Origin of the sequence: Klebsiella huaxiensis, from assembly GCF_003261575.2 — a bacterium.
Lineage (GTDB): Bacteria > Pseudomonadota > Gammaproteobacteria > Enterobacterales > Enterobacteriaceae > Klebsiella > Klebsiella huaxiensis.
This window is the reverse complement of the sequence record NZ_CP036175.1, coordinates 1,851,152-1,871,571: the sequence shown is the minus strand read 5'-3', so window position 1 is coordinate 1,871,571 and position 20,420 is coordinate 1,851,152. Positions and strand designations below refer to the sequence as shown.

The following is a 20,420-nucleotide window of genomic DNA, read 5'->3' as shown; positions in this document are numbered from 1 at the left end:
GGATGTAAATAGGATTTTCATATGAACATGAACCCAATCACAGATTTCGGCCAGTATGGTTTTTAAACAGTTTAAAAATGCGAAGGAGAGCACATATGACGAGATTGACGCAAGGTCCCGGCTGTATACAGGAACGCTAACCGTTCGCGCTATGAGGGGATTTTCTGATGAGAAAGGACCTGAGCTTAATTATTCTGCGCTCCAAAGGTTATCATTCGTTCCTGATGAGCCAGTAATCGCTTGCTTATAGCCCTGCGCCGCATCGCTATTATTTGGATCCAACCGCCAGGCTTTGGCATATGCCTGAGTCGCCATATCGACATTTCCTGATGCCATCCCAAGTCGACCAAGCATAACCCAGCCTTCTACACTACCAGGATCGCTATGCAAACGCGTACGTAAACCCAGAGCCAGGCGCACCATCTCCTCTTGATTGAGCGGTTTTTCTTTCGGATACAGGACTCGTTTCAATAGAGTTGGCAGCTGCGCCGTCGCCTGTTGCCAGATTTTTACTTGCTTGTAGCTACCGGTCTGGTAATAGCTGAGGGCCGCGACGACCAGCGCAACAGCGATCCCCGGAATATAAATGGCAAATCCACCCTGTTTACCCTCCGTGTGAATGTCGTCAGGAAATGCTTCCTGCTTCAGCCGCACGCGGCGGCGCGAACGGGCAAAAATAATCCAGCAACCAGTGGCGACAGCGGCAATCGGTAGCACCCACAGCAGAATAGTCAGCGGGGTTAATGGCGGATCGTAGGTGACGAAGTTGCCGTAGCGCGCCACCATATAATCGATGATCTCCTGCTTACTTTTCCCCTCCTGCATCAGTTCATAAACCTTCTGCCGCAGGTCAGTGGCAATCATCGAGTTGGAATCGGCGATACTGTTGTTCTGGCATTTCGGGCAGCGCAACTGCTCAGTAAGCTGGCGAAACCGCTGCTCCTGAGCTTCATCCTTAAACGGCATGACGTCGATGGCGGCCAGCACCGACCCGGAAACGATCAGCATCAGCACGCCCAGTAACACCCTCATTGCGCAGCCTCCCTGCTGTATTGCTCCCAAAGTGACCTGAATTCACACTCCCACACCCGCTCGTTGAGATCGCCCGCATGGCGATAACGAATAATCCCTTTTCCATCGATCAGGAAGGTTTCCGGTGCGCCGGAAACCCCCAGATCCATTCCCATCCTCCCATCGCCATCAAACAGGCTCAACGCGTAAGGATTTCCCAATACTTTCAGCCAGGTCATAGCTTTCTGCCGCTCGTCTTTGTAGTTCATCCCCACCACGCGGATCCCCTGCACCGCGAGCTGATTCAGATACTGATGCTCGGCGCGACAGGTCGGGCACCAGGTCGCCCAGACGTTGAGCAGCAGCGGTTTGCCTTGGGTTAGCGTATCTGCCTGATAGTGCTGCCCGGGATTCTCCAGCGACTCAAGACGAAAGGTCGGCACCGGTTTACCGATCAGCGCCGACTCCAGGATGATCGGGTCATCCCATTCAGCATTGCGCGCCAGTTGCCACAGCATCAGCGCGGCGATGACCACAAAGATCATCAACGGGATCAACAGTAAACTGCGCTTCATGCAGCCTCCGGCACAGGCTGTCGATAGCGCGGATCGCACAGACACAGCAGCCCGCCCAGCGCCATTAATAAACCACCCGCCCAAATCCAGCGAATAAACGGTTTGTAATACAGCCGCACGGCCCACGCGCCGTTGTCCAGCTCTTCGCCAAGGGCAGCATACAGATCACGAGTGAATCCACCGTCAACCGCCGCTTCGGTCATCACTGAGCGGGTACTGTTATAAAAACGTTTTTCTGCATGCAGTATCGCTTCCGCTTTGCCATTTTGCGTGACGCCAATCATAGCCACGCCGCCGCGATAGTTCGGCCCGGTCACCTCTTTGACTTCACGGAAGATGAAGCGATAATTATGAATTTCGATACTATCGCCCGCCTTCATTCGCACATCGCGCTCCACGCTGTAATTCTGGCTGAAAGCAATACCGACAACCGTCACTGCCACACCGACGTGACCGGCGACCATCCCCCAGTAGCTGAGAGTCATCTTTGCGCCGCGTGAAATACGCAAAGCGACTTCCGACATCGCCAGTACAAGGACCCAGCAGGCCATCGCCAGTCCGACCACCGTCATGGCGACAATCTTGCTTTCAAATAACCGCGGCAGGAGCAGAGACAGCGCCAGAGTGCTCCCCAGGGCGATAATCAGTAGACGCTGCAGCTTACGTGGACGATCGCGTCCCCAGCGCACCAACGGGCCGATGCCCAGCAGTAGCGCAAACGGTGCCATCAGCCAACTGAACATCGTGTTAAAGAACGGCATGCCGATGGAGATGCTGCCCATCCCCAGCTGTTTATGCCCCAGCGGCAGCAGCGTCCCCAACAGCACTACCAGCATGGCAGCGATCAGCAGCACGTTGTTACCAAGCAGCAGCGACTCCCGTGACCAGAGGGCGTTATTCACCCGCGAACGCACCCTGTGCCCACGGATGGCGAACAGCAGCAGCGAACCGCCGATAACCAACACCATAAACGCGAGAATAAACATCCCGCGCGACGGGTCGGAAGTAAAAGCATGGACCGAAACCAGTACGCCGGAACGCACGAGGAAGGTTCCCAGCAGGCATAGCGAAAACGCGCAAATAGCGAGCAGCAGCGTCCAGGCTTTAAAACTGGCACGCTGCTCCGTTACAGCCAACGAATGCACCAGCGCGGTACCGACCAGCCACGGCATCAACGAGGCGTTTTCCACCGGATCCCAGAACCACCAGCCGCCCCAGCCCAACTCGTAATAGGCCCAAACCGAGCCCAACACAATGCCCAGCGTCAGAAAGGCCCATGCCGCCAGCGTCCAGGGACGGGAAAAACGCACAAAGGTACTGTCCAGCCGCCCGCTCAGCAGGGCGGCAATCGCAAAGGCAAAAACCACCGAGAAGCCGACATAGCCCATATACAGCAGCGGCGGATGGAAAATCAGCCCCGGATCTTGCAACAGCGGATTCAGGTCGCGTCCTTCAATAGGGAACTCCGGCAACGTGCGGGTAAACGGGTTGGAGGTAAACAGGATAAACAGCAGGAAGCCAACGCTTATCATCCCCATTATCGCCAGCACGCGGGCGACGATATCGAGCGGCATGCGCTGACTCAACAGCGCCACAGCGAACGTCCAGCCGCTCATCAACAGCATCCACAGCAGTAACGACCCTTCATGCGCGCCCCAGGTCGCCGCCACGCGATACCACACCGGTAACTGGGTGTGAGAATTGCGGGTAACGTAACTCAGCGTAAAGTCGTTCACCACGAAGGCGTTGATCAGCACCATAAAAGCGCCCATTACGAGGAAAAACAACAGCCAGGCGAAGAACCGGGAAGATGCCATCATTCGCCTATCGCCACGCACAACGCCCCATAGCGGATAGATGGAGAGTAATAGCGCGATGCCGAGTGCCATGCACAGCAGTCCGTTACCGATTTCAGGCATCATGATGACTTGCTCTCCGGGCGACGATGGTGCTCCTGCATCGCTTTTTTCACTTCCGGCGGGGTGTAGTTTTCATCATGCTTAGCGAGTACTTCTTTCGCCAGCAGATGATTTTCCTCGCCCAGTTCCCCCTGCACCACCACGCCCTGCCCTTCGCGGAACAGATCCGGCAGAATGCCTTCATAACTGACGTCCACCGAGCCTTCAGCGTCGTAGATGCTGAAATTAACCTTCAGTGAATTTGGGTCGCGTCTGACGCTGCCGGGCGTCACCATTCCACCAACGCGCAGGCGCTGGCCCACCACCGGCCGTTGCTGTGTTTCACGCTTGCCATAAAGAATTTCACCTGGCGTATAAAACAGGTCGATGTTAGAGCGCAGCGCGTAGAGCACCAGCGTGATGGTCAACGTTAACCCCGCCAGTACCGCGAGGGCCACCCACAGACGGTTGCTAAGCCGAATATTCATACCGCCTCTCGCGCCGCTCGCATGCGGGCTTCGCGGGCTTGCTGTTGCGCCACGCTGCGTAAAATCGAACGATGTTGTCTCGCCGTGTGTAGAACCAGCACCGCCAGCGGGATAACCGTCATCGCTACCGCCAGCCAGATGTAAAAGGCATAACCGCCCATGGCGAAGAAATCACCCCAGGTTGCAAATGCATTGCTCATCGGCGGCCTCTTTTTAAAATCAGCTCACTCACCCACGGGCGACGTTCTTCCATTAACAAAATCAGGTTGCACATGCGCATAAGCGCCAGCGAAATAAACAGCAGCAGGTAGCCGATAATCGCCAGGCGCAGCGGCGTACGCATCGCCGGGGCAATGCTTTGCTGCATGTTGGTTGATCCCTGATGCAGAGTGTTCCACCACTCCACCGAGTAGTGAATAATCGGCAGGTTAACCACACCTATCAGTACCAGAATGCCCACCGCACGCCCGGCCAGACGTCGATCGTCAAAGCCGTGCCACAGGGCAATCACGCCGACGTAAAGAAACAGCAGCACCAGTTCAGAAGTCAGCCTGGCGTCCCACACCCACCAGGTACCCCACATCGGTTTCCCCCACGCAGAACCGGTCGCCAGCGCAATAAAGGTAAATACCGCGCCAACCGGTGCCATCGCCACCAGTGCCAGGTTGGCCATTTTCATCTGCCAGACCAGGCCTATAAACGCCGCAATTGCCATCAGGGCATAAATCCCCATCGACCACATCGCAGCCGGTACGTGCAGATAGATAATGCGGTAGCTATCTCCCTGCTGGTAATCCGCAGGCGCAAAGCCGAATCCCCAGCTCCAGCCCACTGTCAGCAACAGCGCACTGGCAATGCCCAGCCACGGGACCAGCCTGCCGCAGAGCAGATAAAGCTGCGAGGGATTCGCAAGCTGATAGAGTGTTTTCCACATAATTGAGTCACCAGAGCAGATAATAATGAATGTGTTGATAAAATCTTTGCCGGATGGCGGTGCAAACGCCTTATCCGGCCTGCAAGCTGATACGTAGCGCAGCCGCCGTCGCAAAGGGGCTCAACGTTGCGCTGCCCGCCAGCAACGCGCCCAGAATCGCCATGTAATCCTTAACAGGCAGATGCATAGCAGCCGCCTCCATCGCGGCGGTCGCAAAAATCAGTAACGGAATGGTCAGCGGCAGCACCAGCACGCTCAGTAGCACGCCTCCGCGCTTTAGCCCGATGGTCAACCCAACGCCCGGCGCGCCGAGAAAGCTCAGCGTCGGCGTTCCCAGCAGCAGGGTCAGTGCCATGATTTGCCAGCCGTAAACGTCCATTCCTAACAGCAGCGCCACCAGTGGTGAGAGGATAAGCAGCGGCAGGCCGGTCACCACCCAGTGGGCCATTACCTTCGCCAGTACCACCGCTGATAACGGCAGCGGCAGCAGCATCAGTTGTTCGAGGCTCCCGTCCTGTAAGTCGTCGCGAAACAGGCGCTCCAGCGCCAGCAGCGAGGAAAGCAGCGCAGCGACCCAGATAATCCCGGGGGCAATGCGTGCCAAAAGCTGCGGCTCAGAGCCAACACTCAGTGGAAACAACGTAATAACAATCAGGAAGAACCACAGCGGATTGGCGATTTCTGCACGATGGCGAAACGCCACCCTTAGCTCAAGACGAAAAATCCGCCACATCATCACCCAGCCTCCTCGCCGCTCAGCGCAATGCGGCGAATCTTATCGGTCGCCACGTTTATGGGCTGATGGGTGGTGAGAATGACAATGCCGCCCTGCTCGGTGTGCTGCGCCATCCGTTGCGTCAGGCGCTCCACGCCGTTCACATCAATGGCGGTAAAAGGTTCGTCGAGGATCCAGAGCGTAGCGCGCGTCAGCCAGAGTCGCGCCAGGGCAACCCGGCGCTGCTGCCCGGCGGAGAGTTGATTAACGGGAATATCTTCGTATCCACCAAGACCCGCCTGAGCCAGCGCATTCATACATTGAGCTGCGTTACCGTCATGATGGAAAAAACGCAGGTTCTCTAGCGCCGAAAGCCGGGTTTTAATCCCTGGCTGATGGCCAATCCACAGCAGGTTTTGTTGATAGCTGTCGCGCACACGATGCAGCGGCTGCGCCTGCCAGTACACTCCCCCGACGTCAGGGCGAGCCAGTCCACTGAGCAACCGTAGCAAAGTCGTTTTCCCTACGCCGTTGCCCCCGGTAATTTGTATCCACTCCCCCGCTTTCACCTGGAATGATAAATCGCTAAACAAGATTCGTTCATCTCGCTCGCAGCGGAGCTGTCTGGCTTCAAGCATATTACCCACTCTCTCTCGCTGATTTCGGCGAACGTCTCTTCATTCGTCGTAAAACCCATAGCAATCCCAGCATCATGGTGAGGTAACCCATGACGTAAATTCCCTGCTGTTTTCGCGCCCTGAGATCCGGATCCGCAGCCCATGCCAGAAAAGCGGTGACATCCCGAGCATACTGCTCTTCTGTTTCGGCTATCTGCGACGCCGTTTGCCAATGAATTTCGCCATCCGTAAGCGGCTTTGGCATATTAATCACGCCACCAGGAAAGTAGCGATTAGCCTTCATTTCAGGATCGTCGGGCCGGTAACCGGTTAATAGTGCGAAGACATAATCCGCCCCTTGATCCGTGTAGGGTAAAAAGGCATCAAACAGGAATTGTGGGAATCCGCGATCGTATGATCGGGCGCGGACGATATAGCTCAGGTCAACGGGTTCAGTACCATTGTTAAGGTATCGCGCTTCCTGAACGTTAAGATATGGCGATATAAAACTGTCATTTAGCGTACCGTCCCGCTCGCCAACCTGGCCGTCATCCTGTATATCAGGGAACTGATAGCCGCTGGCGATACTTTTTGCTTCTTCGAGCGTGAGTTCCGGGCCGCCGGGTCTGGTCAGGGTGCGAAAAGTGAGGTACTTCATACCGTGACAGGCGCGACACTTCTCTTCATAAACCTGCATGCCGCGCCGAAGCTGATCTTTATCATACTGGCCCGTGATGCCGCTAAAGCTCCAGTCCTGCCGCACAGGCGTGGGTTCTTTCGCCCAAGCAAAACCCAGCCCTAAAAGTGACAGACACAGAACGCTGAATTTCAATAATCGCGTCATCATCAGTCCTGTTTTTCCAGAAAACGGCGGCAGGGCAGCACGATTAAAAACCAGGCAAACCAGATCAGCGTTGAAAGCTGCGACGCCGCGCGGATCCAGCCCTCTTGATTGCGGAAACCGTCAATAAGGTCAGGTCCCACCAGCGCTTTTGTTCCCAGCCAACCTAAAAAGCAGGCATTGATAACCCACAGCCAAAATCCGCACTTAACCAGCTTGCTGTAATGGCGAAAACGGGCCCGAGAGGAATCTAGCCAGGGCAAGAAATAGAAAATCAATACCGAGCCGCACATCGCGACTAACCCGGCGAATTCATTCGGAAAACATCGAAGCATCGAGAAAAAAGGAAGAAAGTACCATTCAGGAGCCACAATCGCTGGCGTAACCGTTGGATCAGCTGGGATAAAGTTATCTGCGCTGCTCATGTAGTGCGGCACGAAGAATAAAAACCAGGCGAAGAGCATCAAAAACAGGGTGATTTTGATGGCATCAAGATCGGTGATTTTATAATCAAACAAAAGCTTTCTGGACTCTTTCTCACTAAAGGTCTTCTTCATCGCCTGCGCAAAAGCAGACTGGACACTACGAACGTGGAAAATCGTCACGACAACAATTGCGAAGGGAAGCATAAAGTGCAGAACAAAAAAACGGCCAAGCATCGGGGTACCAGGCGTATAGCCGCCGACCAGAAACGCATACAACGTATCGCCCACCAGCGGGATGGCCTGTGCAAAACGGGTAATGACGGTTGCCGCCCAGTAGCTTTTTTGCCCCCAGATGAGGCTATAGCCAAGAAGTGCGGTAATCATCAGCAAGACGTATAGCGTTACGCTAATCATCCACATTGCAACCCACGGCTTGCGATATACGTTGTAGTACATGCCGCGAAAAATATGTAGATAGCAGGCGAAGAAAAAAAGCGATGCGCCAGTGGCGTGCAGATTACGCAGCAGTTCTCCGTGGCTTACCGCGCGCATAATATGCATGATGGAATCAAATGCCAGCTCAGCCGTCGGCACGTAAAACATCGCCAGTACGATACCGGTAATGATTTGCACGCCGAGCATGACCAACAGAATAGCGCCGATAGCAAATACCCAGAGTCCGGCAACCGATCGGGGAAAAGGGATACGCCAACGGAGCGAATAAGCGCGCGCAGTCGTCATCTCAGACTTCCTTAGCGCCGATGCGCATGGTCAGACCATCGGGATGAAAAGTAAAGTCGGGCACGGCCAGATTCGCGGTCGCCGGTCCGCGGGTAACGCGTCCGGAGGCATCGAATTCAGACCCGTGGCACGGACAAACCCAGCCCTGCCCGCCAGTTCTGGCGTTTGGCACGCACCCGGCATGAGGGCAATATCCCTGAACAACCAGCCATTGGGGATAATCGGCATTAACCCTTTCGTTGTCTGCCTGTGGGTCAATGAGTTTATGGCTTTCGACATCCCGGGCGGCAGCTATCTCATCTGCAGTCCGATGGTGAATAAGAATGAGCTTGCCTTGCCAGACACGCCTAACGGTTTGACCGACAGCCACACCAGCAAGAGAGACATCGATCGGTTCATTTTCTCCGGCCATCTTTTCATCCGGTCCCAGAGCGGATACCAGCGGCCAGACGGCAGCGGCAACGCCTGCAGCGCCAACGAATTTTGTCAGCCTGCACAAGCAGTCGCGGCGCTGCTCCTGAATTTCATCACCGGTATGTTTGTTATCCGCCACAGCGCAATTCTCCCTGAGTGTCGCGAGCTACTGCTTGTCGATACGTGAGTAAATATCCTGGAAGCGTTTATCGGCAATTCCCGGTGCTTTAAACGCGCGATAGCTGTCCGGCAGAGTGACATCACCAACCTTAATCAACATCACCATGCCCTGCGCGTAGTGTGGCGTGCATTTGACGCCGTAAAATCCGGCATTGTCATATTTCACTTCGATCTCTTCATCGATTTTGCCCATAAACCCCGGATAATCCGCCGGAGACAGTTCCGGGATGGAGGCCGCGTTATGGCTTTTATGCTTACGGATAAACTTCACCGTATCACCAGGTTGGATCTCCAGATAATCCGGCTCATAGATCATTGGCCCTGCCGTCCCGCGATTTTTCATTAACACTTCATGAGTTTGTGCGAAGACTGAAGAAGTGAAGGCCAGTAAACATAAAACTTTCAGACTCTGTTTGAGGTATTTCATCGATTCTTCCTTAGAATTCATCAGGTCTCTGATAACGAATAAAGCAGCTTGTACCGCCAGGTTCGCGTTCAACAATGGCGTCAATACCAAACCAGGTGCTGAGGTGTTCCCGGGTAAAAATGGTGCCCGGTGCGCCCTGCATCACCATGCGTCCAGACTTCATCACGATGATGCGATCGCAAAACATCGCGGCATGATTGAGGTCGTGCAGGGCGGCAATCACCGTGAGCTTTTCACGTTTAACCAGGCTAAGCAGGCCAATCTGATGTTGAATGTCGAGGTGGTTGGTAGGTTCATCCATTAGCAACAACTGCGGCTGCTGTGCCAGCGCTCGGGCGATATGCAGGCGCTGCTTTTCTCCACCGGAGAAGGTATGCCAACAGCGATGCTGTAATGCATGAAGATCAACTTTCTCCAGCATGGTCTGCACGATGTCATCATCATTCGCTGACCAAGGTGACAGCAGGCTAAGCCAGGGGGTCCGTCCCAGCGAAACGGCCTGCAAAGCGGTAATACGTTCACCTGTCTCAGCCTGTTGTTCGACCAGCGCCACCTGCTGTGCAAGGTGGCGACGTGAGTAATGGTGGAGTGCTTTTTGCTGTAGCGTGATGCGTCCAGACGTGGGTTTCAACAAACCTGCTAACAACGAAATGAGTGATGTTTTACCCGATCCGTTAGGGCCAATAATCCCGACAAACTCGCCGGGAGCCACCCTGAGCGAGACATCATCAACGATCGCTTTGCCTTTTACCTTCCAGCGCAGGTTACACGCCTCGATAACGACTTCAGCCGAGGCTAAAGGAGGCAGTACAGAATTGACGGTCATTTGGCCTTATTTCCTCTGATCAGGATGATTGAAAACGCGGGCGCGCCGACCAGAGCCGTGATCACACCTATAGGTAATACTTGTCCGGGTAGTAATGTGCGGGAGATAACATCGGCAATGATGAGAAAAATCGCCCCAATCAGTGCGCTAACTGGCAACAGGCGATGGTGTTGGTTACCAACCAACATACGGGCAGCGTGGGGGATAACCAGACCAACAAAGCCAATGGCTCCGACGATGGAGACCATAATCGCCGTCATACCGGTGACAGCGGCGATAAGTACCGCACGAGTGCGTTTGACAGGAATTCCCAGCGATGCCGCAGACTCAGCGCCAAAGGAAAAAGCATCTAGATGGCGGGCATAACAGAAGCACAGTGCGACACCGACCAGGGCAGTAGGAATGGCTAAGACAACATCGGGCCAGCGCACGCCGCTCAGATTACCCAACAGCCAGAACATAATACCGCGCGCCTGCTCGGCGTTTGCTGAGCGGGTGATGACCAGTGAAGTAATGGCGTTGAATAGCTGCGAACTGGCGATCCCGGCAAGAATGATTTGGGTTGTAATGCCACCACCTTGCCTGCCGCCTGCAGCTATCGCCAGCAAAGCGACGAACAGAAATGCCGCCAGCGCACCAATGAAAGCACCAAATGACATGCTGATGATCCCGGCCCCCAGACCGGTGAGCGCAACCAGTACTGCACCGGTAGAAGCCCCGGCGGAAATGCCCAGCAGATAGGGCTCAGCAAGCGCATTACGCAGTATCGACTGTAGCACTACCCCGGACACCGCGAGGCACGCGCCGCAGCAGGCAGAAACCAGGGCTCGCGTCAGGCGATAGTTCCAGATGATCCCGGCATCCAGCGCATCGACTGGATAGTCAGTATCAAGCAGACGATTTGCCAGCGTACTGAGTACATGCTGCCAGGGGATAAGCGTTTCGCCAATGGAGATCCCCGCCAGCAGTACGCAGCACATCAGCACACTAACCCAAATGGCATGTCCACCAACTCTTACCGCAAGCTGACCAACAGCACGACGCATCCTGCGAGAATCACTCATGATTATATCTGCGTTCCTGAGTAACGGAGATGCGCTATGCCGGGCCAGGGCATAGCGCAAAACGTAGATTAATGAGAGGCCTGCGGATGCGCTAAGCCATATTCAACCAGGGCATCAGCCAGTTTTTCTAGCCCATCAATAGTTCTGATGCCGGCGTTCATTGTTTGTACGTCAATGACAGGCAGATGATTTTCCTTCACCGCAGGAAGTAGTTTGGCGACTGGGTCGGACTTGAGGTAATCCATCTTGACCTGCCAGTCATCGGCCGGGAAGCGGCGACGGCTCATCTCACCGAGTACAATGACCGAAGGATTGGCTTTGGCAATGGTCTCCCAACCTACCGTTGGCCACTCTTCGGCTGAATCAATAACGTTTTTCACGCCCAGCTTCTGAGCAATCCATGCGGCTGGACCAAACTTCCCTGCCACGTAAGGATCAAGCTGCAGGTCGGCGCTGGAGAACCAGAATACTGCTGAGACATTTTTATCCATGCCGGAAATTTTATTTATCGCTGCCACTTCACGCGCTTTAAGACTGGCAATCAGCGCATCGCCTTTATCCTGAACGTCGAAGATTTTTGCCAGATCAGCGACTTCCTGATACACCATGGCAATATCAAACATGCCTTTACGGACGCCATCACCGCCATCTTCGTTATCTTTCGCACAGTCGGCAGGCGCGGTGTAGACCGGAACGTTCAGTTCACTAAACTGCTCGTAAGAGGCAACCGTACCCGCAGGGCCGATTTGCCACTCAAACTGGCTGGCAACCAGCTCCGGTTTTTTAGCAATAATCCCTTCGAAGCTGGGAATATTTTGCGCAATGACGTCCACTTTCTCGTTTGCCGCTTTATACGCATCAGGTACCGGGCCAAACCACAGCGAAGTACCCACAACGCGATCGGCAAGCCCGAGTGAATAGAAAATTTCAGTGCTGTTCTGACCCACCGTCGCCACACGTTTAGGGGCCTGATTGAAGGTGATGTCGCGGCCGCAGTTTTTAATCGTTAAGGGATATTCAGTTTTTGCCGCACTGGCGACACTGGAGTTGAGTAGTAGAGTTGCGCCTGCAATAATCAGAAGCGTTTTTTTAGAAGTGAAAGAAGTAAAATTAGCGTGCATTATCATCGTCCCGTTGATGCCAGATCTGAAGGTCTGGTCATGGCTTATTTCGTTCCATATATCGGGAGGAGACATGAAGATAGATGACATTGAATCGTGAAATTTAAGAATAAAGATATGCAAAAAATGCAAATAAGCCTTACTTAGCCAAAATTTTATTCATAAATACACTACTGCCTGCGTCAAATAATTCATCCCATGGACCATCCCGTCCACTCAATGGTATACAACATTGTTGACAGCAGGTCTCCTGACTCACGGTAATCAGAATATCAGCCTTCCCATAAAGACAAGCTTTACAGTGACCTGCGGTTAATTAACCGCACAAGGATATTCAGCATCCGCCTACAGTTGCGGGGGCAGTTATGGCATTGAATTTAACAATTCGCACCATATTCCTATTCAAATACAAAAATGTAATGAAATGCTGTCGACAGCGACTCTAGCGGCAATTGTTAACAAGGTCAACTGTATGACGAAATGATTAAAACGTCATACAAATATAAAAACAACAATAAAATACAATCAGTTACAACCCAATCACTTGCCAGAAAGTTATGCTTGGAAATAATAATAAAAAGCTAAATGAGAATTAATTGACACTGATCAAACTATATACGCGGTTTGGCTATCTCAAATTAAACATATTGATCACTATCAATAATGCGGCCTATTAGCGTTGGGTTCATTTATTAATGTGATCTCTCCATATGAACCAACTGCCATTTATCTTGCATATCCATCACAACGCTAAAATGATTACGCAACCAGAAATGATAGCCTCCAGGCAAAAAATGATGCGTGTGAAGATATAAGGTTTTATATTGCTGCCGCCGACAGAATTCCTCAGCAAAAGCGATCAACTGACTACCGATGCCCTGTCTGCGATAGCGCTTATCCACATAACAGCGGCAAATTTCTGCGGTTTCAGACAAATTATAACGCCCGCGCAACTCAGCGAGCCTGTCATCATATTGACATACTGCCAGTGTAGCGATTAACTCCTGTTTTTCATCCCATGCGCAAAGCAGCAAATTTCTTTCCTGCGAAATATACTGCTGTTCGAGATTAAAAATGTCCTCATCGGCAGAAGGTATTGATCTACCAGCGTTGAAGAACAGATTGAGGTGCTGAACAAGGAACGACTGAACTGCGGGAATATCAGCGTGAGTCATTTCACGAAGCGTAAATGGAAACATAGTATGGCTGGCTCAAACTAGACAAGGAAAAAGAATAATAACAATTCAGGCAGGGAAAACCACTAGCGTCAAAAACAATAAAAAGGGCAGAGAAGACTCTGCCCTTAATGAAGGTATTACAAGGTCTATCAGGCGGCGTTTTCTTCCACCTGAACTTCAGGACGTTTCAGCACCGCGTAGGAGAGACCAGCAACAAGCGTACCGACAACAATCGCCATCAGGTAACCGAGAACCGGCGTAATCGCACCAGGAATCAGCAGAACAAACAGACCGCCGTGCGGTGCCATCAATTTGGCGCCAACCCACATGGACATCGCACCGGTCACCGCACCGCCAACGATACAGCAAGGCAGGACGCGCATCGGGTCACGAGCAGCGAACGGAATCGCCCCTTCAGTGATAAAGCACAGACCGAGGACCAGCGCGGCTTTGCCACCTTCTTGCTGCGCTTTGTCGAACTTTTTACGTGCAACCAGCGTTGCCAGACCCAGCGCCAGCGGTGGAACCATACCCGCCGCCATAATCGCCGCCATCGGAGCATAGGTTTGGGTACTCAGCAGGCCAACACCAAACGCATAGGCTGCTTTGTTTACCGGACCGCCCATATCGGTACACATCATACCGCCGAGGATCGCGCCGAGCAGAACCGCATTCGCCGTACCCATGGTTTGCAGCCAGTGGGTCAGACCTTCGAGGATCCCGGCAACAGGTTTACCAATCAGGTAAATCATCGCCAGACCGACGATCAGGCTGGAAACCAGCGGAATGATCAGAATCGGTTTCAGCGCTTCCATACTTTGCGGCAATTTCAGCTTCGTACTAATCGCTTTCGCTACATAACCGGCGAGGAAACCGGCAATAATACCGCCGATAAACCCAGACCCGGTGCTTACTGCCAGCATACCGCCGATAAGACCAGGGGTCAGGCCCGGACGGTCAGCAATAGAGAAGGCAATGAAGCCCGCCAGCACCGGAACCATCAGCGCAAAGGCTGAGCCACCGCCGATTTGCATCAGCGCCGCAGCCAGAGTATCCGGGACTTCAAAAGCTTTAATACCAAAGGCAAAGGAGAGTGCAATACACAGGCCCCCCGCGACAACCATTGGCAGCATGTATGAAACGCCGGTCAGCAGGTGACGGTATGCCCCCGCAGACTCTTTTTTCCCCTCCGTTGCCGCCTGGGATTTACCCGAAGGCTGGTACGGTTTCGCCTCAACGACAGCTTTATCCAGCTCCTGAGCGGTTTTCTTCAGCGCCAGGCCGGTGGTGGTGCGATACATCGGCTTACCAGCAAATTTCGCCAGATCGACTTCGATATCAGCAGCAACGACCACCAGATCCGCTTGTTCCACCTCTTCCGGGGTGATCGCGTTGCCCGCGCCCACGGAGCCACGAGTTTCAACTTTCACCCACCAGCCGCGTTTTTTGGCTTCGGTTTCAATCGCTTCCGCCGCCATAAACGTATGCGCTACGCCAGTCGGACAAGCGGTTACCGCCACAATGCGTTTCGGGCCGTTGGTCGCAGCCGGTAAAGCAACCGCCGCCGGAGCGGTGTAAGGCGTCGCGTGGCTTTTGGCTTCACTAAGGAACAGCTCCGGGTGAGCCACGGCGCGGTTAATGTCGCCGAGATAAACCTTCTTGCCGTTCAGCGCGCTATCAGCTGGCAGCGCTGCGCCCAGCACGATCGCCAGTTCAGCGTCGTTCGGGTTATCAATCAGTTCGAGTTGCGCTTTTTGCGCCGCAGTGCTCAACAGGGTCTTCGCCATATAGGCGCGAGCCTGTCCAAGCCCGGCATCAATAATCAGCAGCGTTTTCATTATGCCTCTCCTGCTGTTAATTAAAGGGTTGTAAGTCGACGCGCGCCATCATTGCGGCCAACTGGGTACGATCGGTAATACCGACATTGCTTTGACTCACCGCCAGCGCGGCAACCGCCGTCGCCAGACGCAGCGTATGCTCACTGGACTCGCGCATTAGCAGACCGTAAATCAGACCGCCAACCATAGAGTCCCCCGCACCAACGGTGCTAATCACTTCTACTGAAGGCGGCTTAGCAATCCACTCTCCGGATGCGTTAACCCACAGAGCGCCTTCTTCACCAAGGGAGATAACCACGTGGGCAATCCCCTGTTCACGCAGCGCGTGGGCGGCTTCAATCACATCTTTCATTTCAGGCAGCTTACGACCCGCCCAGATTTCCAGCTCGCGACGGTTAGGTTTCACCAACCATGGAGCCGCTTTCAGGCCAGCAACCAGTGCTTCGCGGCTGCTGTCAAAAATGATGCACGGGCACTGACTGCGCAGACGGGTCATCCAGTCGGTAAACGCTTCCGGGCTCACGCCGGACGGCAAACTACCGCTCACGCAAACCATATCGAACTGACCCAACCAGCTCAGGGAATCATTAACAAAACGTTCCCAGTCGCCTGGGGTCACTTCAAAGCCAGAGAAGTTGAAATCGGTCACTTCACTGTCTTTTTCCGTCAGTTTGACGTTGATACGAGTACGGCCCTGAACAACCTGAAAACGGTTCGCAATGCCCAGTTCACTGAACAGCTGCTGAAATCCATCCTGGTTGTCTTTACCGAGGAAACCACCCACGGTGACGTCGATGCCGAGATCTTTCAGCACTTTTGCAACGTTGATCCCTTTCCCGGCAGCATGTAAGCCAGTGGTACGCACGAGGTTAACCTCACCGCGTTCAATTTCCGGGGTAAACCCCACCAGGTCATAGGCCGGGTTTAAAGTAATCGTTGCGACACGTCTGCTCATTTATGCGCCCTCCCCAAGGCCTGCGGCGATAGCTTCGCCAATCGCATCCAGCGCCTGTTGCGCATCCTCACCTTGCGCGGTAAAGCGCAGACGGTGACCTTTCTTCACACCCAGCGCCACGACTTTCATCAGGCTGCGGCCATTGGCCGGTTTACCCGAACCATCAAGGTTGGTGACGGTAATGTCGCTGGAGAATTGTTTAATGGTATTAACCAGCATAGTGCCTGGACGCGCGTGCAGCCCGTGCTCATTGCGGATCACATATTCAGCGCTCAGCACGTCCTCAGCGATGGCATCATCGCTGGTCAGCAACGCCAGCAGCGTAGCGCCATCAGCTTTCAGCAAACGGTCAGCTTTTTTGTCGAGCAGTAAATTGGTCAGGCGATTAAGTACCGCTGTCGGCTGGTCATCAGCCATCGCTACGGTAATCAGCAGGGAAACCGGCTGCTCATCGCGAATAGAAGCGGTTGCTGCACGGCTGACCGCAACGGCGCTGCGCAGGTTACCTTCAGTGCTGTCGTTCAGCCAGATGCCCTGACCGAGGTTCAGCGGTTGTTCATTAATCGTTTTGCTGACAAAGGAAGCATCAACAGCACCAGCTTCTTTCAATCGCGCGGCGTTCAGCGCCTGCAGAGTCAGCAGATCGCTGGCGACAACGTCCAGGCTCAGCGTGTCATTGTCCAGCTTCAGCACTTCACTCTGCTTTTCACCCATCAGCAGAGCACGCAGTTCTTCAGCAGTGGTCGCGGATTTAAGCTGCTCAGCAACGGAATCATCGCTCAGTACATGGGTCAGTTGACGCAGCAGCCCCAGATGTTCATCCGAGCTGGCGGCGATACCGATGGCAACGTAAGCGGTCTGCCCTTCGCCCCAGGTCACGCCCTGCGGGAACTGATAAACCTGAACGCCGGTTTTCAGCACCTGGTCGCGGGTGTCGGTAGTGCCGTGCGGAATGGCAATGCCGTTACCCAGGAAAGTGGAGGTTTGCTGCTCGCGAGCCAGCATCCCGTTAATGTAGCCATCCGCCACGTTGCCCGCACTGACCAGCGCGGAAGCAACCTGACGAATTGCCTCTTCTTTATTACCGGCCTGCTGACCGGGATGAATATCCTGCACAGATAACTGGAACATGGTTCTCCTCTCCTGCTGAATTGAATCGTTTCAGCTACTTTGAGAAAAAATGCGTCATCTACCTGCTGGAGAATCTCCCGATGACGCTGAAACGTTTCAAGGAGTCTGTACCTTTATTAGTCATCGCGCAAGAAAACTTAGCAACCTGATAACAGAAGTTAGAGATACTGCACACTTTTGCTGAAGCGCAGGTGACGAATACCTTTCTGGTTCAGCTTTTTGCTGAAGTTGAAAATTTGAAACGTCTTTTTGATTTATTCGTGCCATGCCACTGTTCATTTTCTGACTGGCGGCGTAAACTCCGCGATTCCTGAAACCACAGAACATCGACATGCAAAACAGTAGCGCCGCCTTCCCACGACGCGGGTTTGATTTAACCTCCTCCGCCTTCCTGATCGTCGCCTTCCTGACGGGCATTGCCGGGGCGCTGCAAACGCCTACCCTGAGCCTGTTTTTAACTAACGAAGTACATGTGCGACCGGCGATGGTCGGTTTCTTTTTTACTGGTAGCGCGGTGATCGGCATTCTGGTGAGCCAGTTTCTTGCCGGACGTTCGGATCGCAAAGGCGACCGCAAACAGCTGATCGTCTTTTGCTGTCTGATGGGCGTGCTGGCCTGCGCGCTATTCGCCTGGAACCGTAACTACTTTATTTTGCTGTTTGTCGGCGTGTTTCTAAGCAGCTTTGGTTCCACAGCGAACCCGCAAATGTTCGCTCTCGCCCGCGAACATGCGGACAAAACGGGCCGCGAGGCGGTCATGTTTAGCTCAATTCTGCGCGCACAGGTTTCGCTGGCGTGGGTTATCGGGCCGCCGTTGGCTTATGCGTTAGCGATGGGATTTGGCTTTACGGTGATGTATCTCAGCGCGGCGATTGCCTTCGTGGTCTGCGGCGCTATAGTCTGGTTTTTCCTTCCCAGCATGCGTAAAGAGCCGAAAGCTGCTACAGGCCATCTTCAGGCACCGCGAACCAACCGTCGTGATGCGCTGCTGCTGTTTATCATCTGTACGCTAATGTGGGGAATCAATAGCCTGTACATCATTAATATGCCGCTGTTCATTATTAATGAGCTGCATTTACCCGAGAAACTGGCTGGATTAATGATGGGGACCGCCGCCGGGCTGGAAATCCCGACCATGCTGATTGCAGGCTACTACGCCAAACGTTTCGGCAAGCGTTTCCTGATGCAGATCTCTGCGGTTGCCGGAGTGCTGTTTTATGTCGGCATGCTAACCGTACACACTCCTGTGCTGCTGCTGGCCCTGCAGGTGCTGAATGCTATTTTTATCGGCATTCTGGCCGGTATCGGTATGCTCTATTTTCAGGACCTGATGCCAGGCCAGGCCGGGGCGGCCACGACCCTCTATACCAATACCATTCGCGTCGGCTGGATTATTGCCGGTTCGCTGGCGGGTGTTGTTGCAGAAGTCTGGAGCTATCACGCTGTATTCTGGATTGCGCTAGTCATGGGCATAGCTACCCAGGCCTGCCTGTGGCGTATTAAAGACGTGTAAAGCAGCGGTGTGCCGCATCAGCGGCACACCAGAGTATTACGCCAGGCCAATAAAAAACCCGGCAATTGTTGCGCTCATTAAGTTTGACAGCGTTGCCGCAGCCAGCGCCCTCATCCCCAGTTGGGCAATTTCAGACGCGCGCTGGGGTGCAATTGCCGAGAATGCGCCAACCACCACGCCAATTGAGCCAAAGTTAGCAAAGCCACACAGCGCAAACGAGATAATGGCGATAGTTTTCACATCCAGCGATCCCGGCGTTTGCAGGAACGGCGAGAAGTTGAGGTAGGCCACGAACTCATTAATCGCCAGCTTCTGGCCAATCAGGCTGCCTGCCAGCGTCGCATCACTCCAGTCAACGCCCATTAACCATGCCAGCGGTGCAAGGACATAACCGAAAATCCCCTCCAGAGTCGCGTGACCAAAACCGAACCAACCGCCGATACCGCCAATCACACCGTTGATCAGAGCGATAATTGCCACAAACGCCATCACTACCGTCGCCACGCCCACGGCAATTTTCACCCCAGCCATCGCGCCGCTAGCCGCGGCTTCAATAAAACTTTTCGGCGGAGTTTCGGTGAATGAGAGGTTTTCGAAAGTCACCTGCGATGCTTCAGTCGCCGGGCTAAGAAGGCGGGCAAACAGAATACCGCCGGGAATCGCCATCAACGATGCCGCTAACAGATAATCAATCGGCACGCCCAGCCCGGCATAGCCAATCATCGTCGACCCGGCGATAGAAGCCATCCCGCTGCAAATCGCGGTAAACAGCTCATTACGATTTAGCTTGTTAATAAAGGGCTTAACGATCGCCGGGATCTCATTTTGCCCAAGGAAAATGGTGGTCACGGCAACAAACGATTCAATCTTGCTAATATTCAGCGCTTTCTGGAAAATTCCGCCAAGAATTCGGATCAGTATTCCCATTACGCCGATATAATAAAGCAGACTAACCAGCGCGGTGATAAAAATAATGGCAGGCAATACCCGAAAAGCGAAAATAAAACCAGATCCATCGAATAAGAGGTCCATTTTCGGCCCGACCAGCGAACCAAAAATAAATGCGCTACCGGCATCGCTGTAGGTCATCACTTTATGTACGCCGAAAGCCGCCTGTTCTGCCAACCATTTTCCTGGCGGAAAATAGAGCATAACGCCACCAATGGCAATTTGCAGTACCAGCGCCGCGCCAACCGTGCGCAGACTAATTCTTTTTTTATTTACTGACAGCAGAAAAGCGATTGCCAGTAATACCACCATACCCAAAACACTTCTCATTATATCCATAATGATTATCTCTTGATGCCAGCAAACCCGGCATTACGCCAGGTTTTGGTATGTCTGATATTGTTGCGGGCGACCGCTTACTGCCCGCCTGTTTCTATACCCAATGGATTTCAAGTTGCTTCGAGGCGGCAAGAGAGAGAAGCCCCAGGAGCTTACTCAAGTAAGTGACTGGGGTGAACGAACGTAGCCAACAAAGAAGCCGCTTGAAAGACAACGGGTATATCGGGCGATAAAAGATATT

General features: G+C 53.6%; 20 protein-coding genes, 1 pseudogene and 1 riboswitch. Of the genes and pseudogenes, 1 reads left to right on the top strand and 20 read right to left on the bottom strand.

Features of this window, described 5'->3' with window-relative positions:
• Positions 1-192: 192 nt before the first annotated feature.
• From DA718_RS09000 to fruB, 19 genes and pseudogenes are all read right to left on the bottom strand, one after another.
• Positions 193-1,032, bottom strand: a pseudogene (locus DA718_RS09000) (cytochrome c-type biogenesis protein CcmH); the annotation flags it as partial.
• Positions 1,029-1,586: a thiol:disulfide interchange protein DsbE gene (gene dsbE / locus DA718_RS08995; RefSeq protein ID WP_112213078.1), complete on the bottom strand. Its 558-nt coding sequence runs from the start codon at positions 1,584-1,586 to the stop codon at positions 1,029-1,031. The gene dsbE and the pseudogene DA718_RS09000, both read right to left, overlap by 4 nt.
• Positions 1,583-3,508 (bottom strand): heme lyase CcmF/NrfE family subunit, encoded by a 1,926-nt coding sequence (locus DA718_RS08990; protein ID WP_112213077.1) that lies wholly within the window; start codon positions 3,506-3,508, stop codon positions 1,583-1,585. The genes dsbE and DA718_RS08990 overlap by 4 nt, the downstream gene beginning before the upstream one ends.
• Positions 3,505-3,972, bottom strand: a complete 468-nt coding sequence (ccmE, locus tag DA718_RS08985) for a cytochrome c maturation protein CcmE (RefSeq protein ID WP_112213076.1) — start codon at positions 3,970-3,972, stop codon at positions 3,505-3,507. The genes DA718_RS08990 and ccmE overlap by 4 nt, the downstream gene beginning before the upstream one ends.
• Positions 3,969-4,172 (bottom strand): heme exporter protein CcmD, encoded by a 204-nt coding sequence (gene ccmD / locus DA718_RS08980; protein WP_112213075.1) that lies wholly within the window; start codon positions 4,170-4,172, stop codon positions 3,969-3,971. The genes ccmE and ccmD overlap by 4 nt, the downstream gene beginning before the upstream one ends.
• Positions 4,169-4,906, bottom strand: a complete 738-nt coding sequence (locus tag DA718_RS08975) for a heme ABC transporter permease (RefSeq protein WP_112213074.1) — start codon at positions 4,904-4,906, stop codon at positions 4,169-4,171. The genes ccmD and DA718_RS08975 overlap by 4 nt, the downstream gene beginning before the upstream one ends.
• A gap of 70 nt (positions 4,907-4,976) precedes the next feature.
• Complete coding sequence (gene ccmB, locus DA718_RS08970) at positions 4,977-5,645, bottom strand: heme exporter protein CcmB (RefSeq protein ID WP_112213073.1); 669 nt, start codon at positions 5,643-5,645, stop codon at positions 4,977-4,979.
• On the bottom strand, positions 5,642-6,259 hold the full coding sequence (gene ccmA / locus DA718_RS08965) for a cytochrome c biogenesis heme-transporting ATPase CcmA (protein WP_112213217.1): 618 nt from the start codon (positions 6,257-6,259) through the stop codon (positions 5,642-5,644). Before ccmA ends, ccmB begins: the two co-directional genes overlap by 4 nt.
• Position 6,260: 1 nt before the next feature.
• Entirely contained in the window at positions 6,261-7,082 is an 822-nt protein-coding gene (locus tag DA718_RS08960; protein ID WP_112213072.1) for a cytochrome c1, read from the bottom strand.
• Between the two features lie 2 nt (positions 7,083-7,084).
• Positions 7,085-8,245, bottom strand: coding sequence for a cytochrome b (locus DA718_RS08955; RefSeq protein WP_112213071.1), 1,161 nt, complete (start codon positions 8,243-8,245; stop codon positions 7,085-7,087).
• A 1-nt stretch (position 8,246) separates the two neighbouring features.
• On the bottom strand, positions 8,247-8,798 hold the full coding sequence (gene petA, locus DA718_RS08950; RefSeq protein WP_112213070.1) for a ubiquinol-cytochrome c reductase iron-sulfur subunit: 552 nt from the start codon (positions 8,796-8,798) through the stop codon (positions 8,247-8,249).
• Between the two features lie 27 nt (positions 8,799-8,825).
• Positions 8,826-9,266: a pseudoazurin gene (locus DA718_RS08945; RefSeq protein ID WP_112213069.1), complete on the bottom strand. Its 441-nt coding sequence runs from the start codon at positions 9,264-9,266 to the stop codon at positions 8,826-8,828.
• A 10-nt stretch (positions 9,267-9,276) separates the two neighbouring features.
• Positions 9,277-10,092 carry an ABC transporter ATP-binding protein gene (locus tag DA718_RS08940; RefSeq protein ID WP_112213068.1) on the bottom strand — a complete coding sequence of 272 codons (816 nt, stop codon included), beginning with the start codon at positions 10,090-10,092 and terminating at the stop codon, positions 9,277-9,279.
• Entirely contained in the window at positions 10,089-11,156 is a 1,068-nt protein-coding gene (locus DA718_RS08935; protein ID WP_112213067.1) for a FecCD family ABC transporter permease, read from the bottom strand. Before DA718_RS08935 ends, DA718_RS08940 begins: the two co-directional genes overlap by 4 nt.
• Before the next feature lie 68 nt (positions 11,157-11,224).
• On the bottom strand, positions 11,225-12,277 hold the full coding sequence (locus DA718_RS08930; protein WP_112213066.1) for an ABC transporter substrate-binding protein: 1,053 nt from the start codon (positions 12,275-12,277) through the stop codon (positions 11,225-11,227).
• A 223-nt stretch (positions 12,278-12,500) separates the two neighbouring features.
• Positions 12,501-12,724, bottom strand: a riboswitch (cobalamin riboswitch).
• A 245-nt stretch (positions 12,725-12,969) separates the two neighbouring features.
• A complete protein-coding gene (locus tag DA718_RS08925; protein WP_376767875.1) occupies positions 12,970-13,476 on the bottom strand; it encodes a GNAT family N-acetyltransferase in 507 nt (168 codons plus the stop codon).
• Between the two features lie 128 nt (positions 13,477-13,604).
• A complete protein-coding gene (fruA, locus tag DA718_RS08920; protein ID WP_112213065.1) occupies positions 13,605-15,293 on the bottom strand; it encodes a PTS fructose transporter subunit IIBC in 1,689 nt (562 codons plus the stop codon).
• A 16-nt stretch (positions 15,294-15,309) separates the two neighbouring features.
• Positions 15,310-16,248 (bottom strand): 1-phosphofructokinase, encoded by a 939-nt coding sequence (gene fruK / locus DA718_RS08915; protein ID WP_110272362.1) that lies wholly within the window; start codon positions 16,246-16,248, stop codon positions 15,310-15,312.
• Entirely contained in the window at positions 16,249-17,379 is a 1,131-nt protein-coding gene (gene fruB / locus DA718_RS08910) for a fused PTS fructose transporter subunit IIA/HPr protein (RefSeq protein ID WP_112213064.1), read from the bottom strand. It abuts the gene before it with no gap.
• A gap of 331 nt (positions 17,380-17,710) precedes the next feature.
• Here fruB and setB point away from each other — a divergent pair, with 331 nt between their 5' ends.
• A complete protein-coding gene (gene setB, locus DA718_RS08905) occupies positions 17,711-18,892 on the top strand; it encodes a sugar efflux transporter SetB (RefSeq protein WP_112213063.1) in 1,182 nt (393 codons plus the stop codon).
• 36 nt (positions 18,893-18,928) lie between these two features.
• On the opposite strand, the gene DA718_RS08900 is transcribed toward setB, so the two are convergent.
• On the bottom strand, positions 18,929-20,179 hold the full coding sequence (locus tag DA718_RS08900; RefSeq protein ID WP_112213062.1) for a NupC/NupG family nucleoside CNT transporter: 1,251 nt from the start codon (positions 20,177-20,179) through the stop codon (positions 18,929-18,931).
• Positions 20,180-20,420 lie beyond the last annotated feature (241 nt).

What these genes read in the sequence shown, in the direction of transcription:
- dsbE (WP_112213078.1), bottom strand. Translation starts at nt 1,586, where the DNA reads ATGAAGCGCAGTTTACTGTTGATCCCGTTGATGATCTTTGTGGTCATC.
- DA718_RS08990 (WP_112213077.1), bottom strand. Translation starts at nt 3,508, where the DNA reads ATGATGCCTGAAATCGGTAACGGACTGCTGTGCATGGCACTCGGCATC.
- ccmE (WP_112213076.1), bottom strand. Translation starts at nt 3,972, where the DNA reads ATGAATATTCGGCTTAGCAACCGTCTGTGGGTGGCCCTCGCGGTACTG.
- ccmD (WP_112213075.1), bottom strand. Translation starts at nt 4,172, where the DNA reads ATGAGCAATGCATTTGCAACCTGGGGTGATTTCTTCGCCATGGGCGGT.
- DA718_RS08975 (WP_112213074.1), bottom strand. Translation starts at nt 4,906, where the DNA reads ATGTGGAAAACACTCTATCAGCTTGCGAATCCCTCGCAGCTTTATCTG.
- ccmA (WP_112213217.1), bottom strand. Translation starts at nt 6,259, where the DNA reads ATGCTTGAAGCCAGACAGCTCCGCTGCGAGCGAGATGAACGAATCTTG.
- DA718_RS08960 (WP_112213072.1), bottom strand. Translation starts at nt 7,082, where the DNA reads ATGACGCGATTATTGAAATTCAGCGTTCTGTGTCTGTCACTTTTAGGG.
- DA718_RS08955 (WP_112213071.1), bottom strand. Translation starts at nt 8,245, where the DNA reads ATGACGACTGCGCGCGCTTATTCGCTCCGTTGGCGTATCCCTTTTCCC.
- DA718_RS08945 (WP_112213069.1), bottom strand. Translation starts at nt 9,266, where the DNA reads ATGAAATACCTCAAACAGAGTCTGAAAGTTTTATGTTTACTGGCCTTC.
- DA718_RS08940 (WP_112213068.1), bottom strand. Translation starts at nt 10,092, where the DNA reads ATGACCGTCAATTCTGTACTGCCTCCTTTAGCCTCGGCTGAAGTCGTT.
- DA718_RS08935 (WP_112213067.1), bottom strand. Translation starts at nt 11,156, where the DNA reads ATGAGTGATTCTCGCAGGATGCGTCGTGCTGTTGGTCAGCTTGCGGTA.
- DA718_RS08930 (WP_112213066.1), bottom strand. Translation starts at nt 12,277, where the DNA reads ATGCACGCTAATTTTACTTCTTTCACTTCTAAAAAAACGCTTCTGATT.
- DA718_RS08925 (WP_376767875.1), bottom strand. Translation starts at nt 13,476, where the DNA reads ATGTTTCCATTTACGCTTCGTGAAATGACTCACGCTGATATTCCCGCA.
- fruA (WP_112213065.1), bottom strand. Translation starts at nt 15,293, where the DNA reads ATGAAAACGCTGCTGATTATTGATGCCGGGCTTGGACAGGCTCGCGCC.
- fruK (WP_110272362.1), bottom strand. Translation starts at nt 16,248, where the DNA reads ATGAGCAGACGTGTCGCAACGATTACTTTAAACCCGGCCTATGACCTG.
- fruB (WP_112213064.1), bottom strand. Translation starts at nt 17,379, where the DNA reads ATGTTCCAGTTATCTGTGCAGGATATTCATCCCGGTCAGCAGGCCGGT.
- setB (WP_112213063.1), top strand. Translation starts at nt 17,711, where the DNA reads ATGCAAAACAGTAGCGCCGCCTTCCCACGACGCGGGTTTGATTTAACC.
- DA718_RS08900 (WP_112213062.1), bottom strand. Translation starts at nt 20,179, where the DNA reads ATGGATATAATGAGAAGTGTTTTGGGTATGGTGGTATTACTGGCAATC.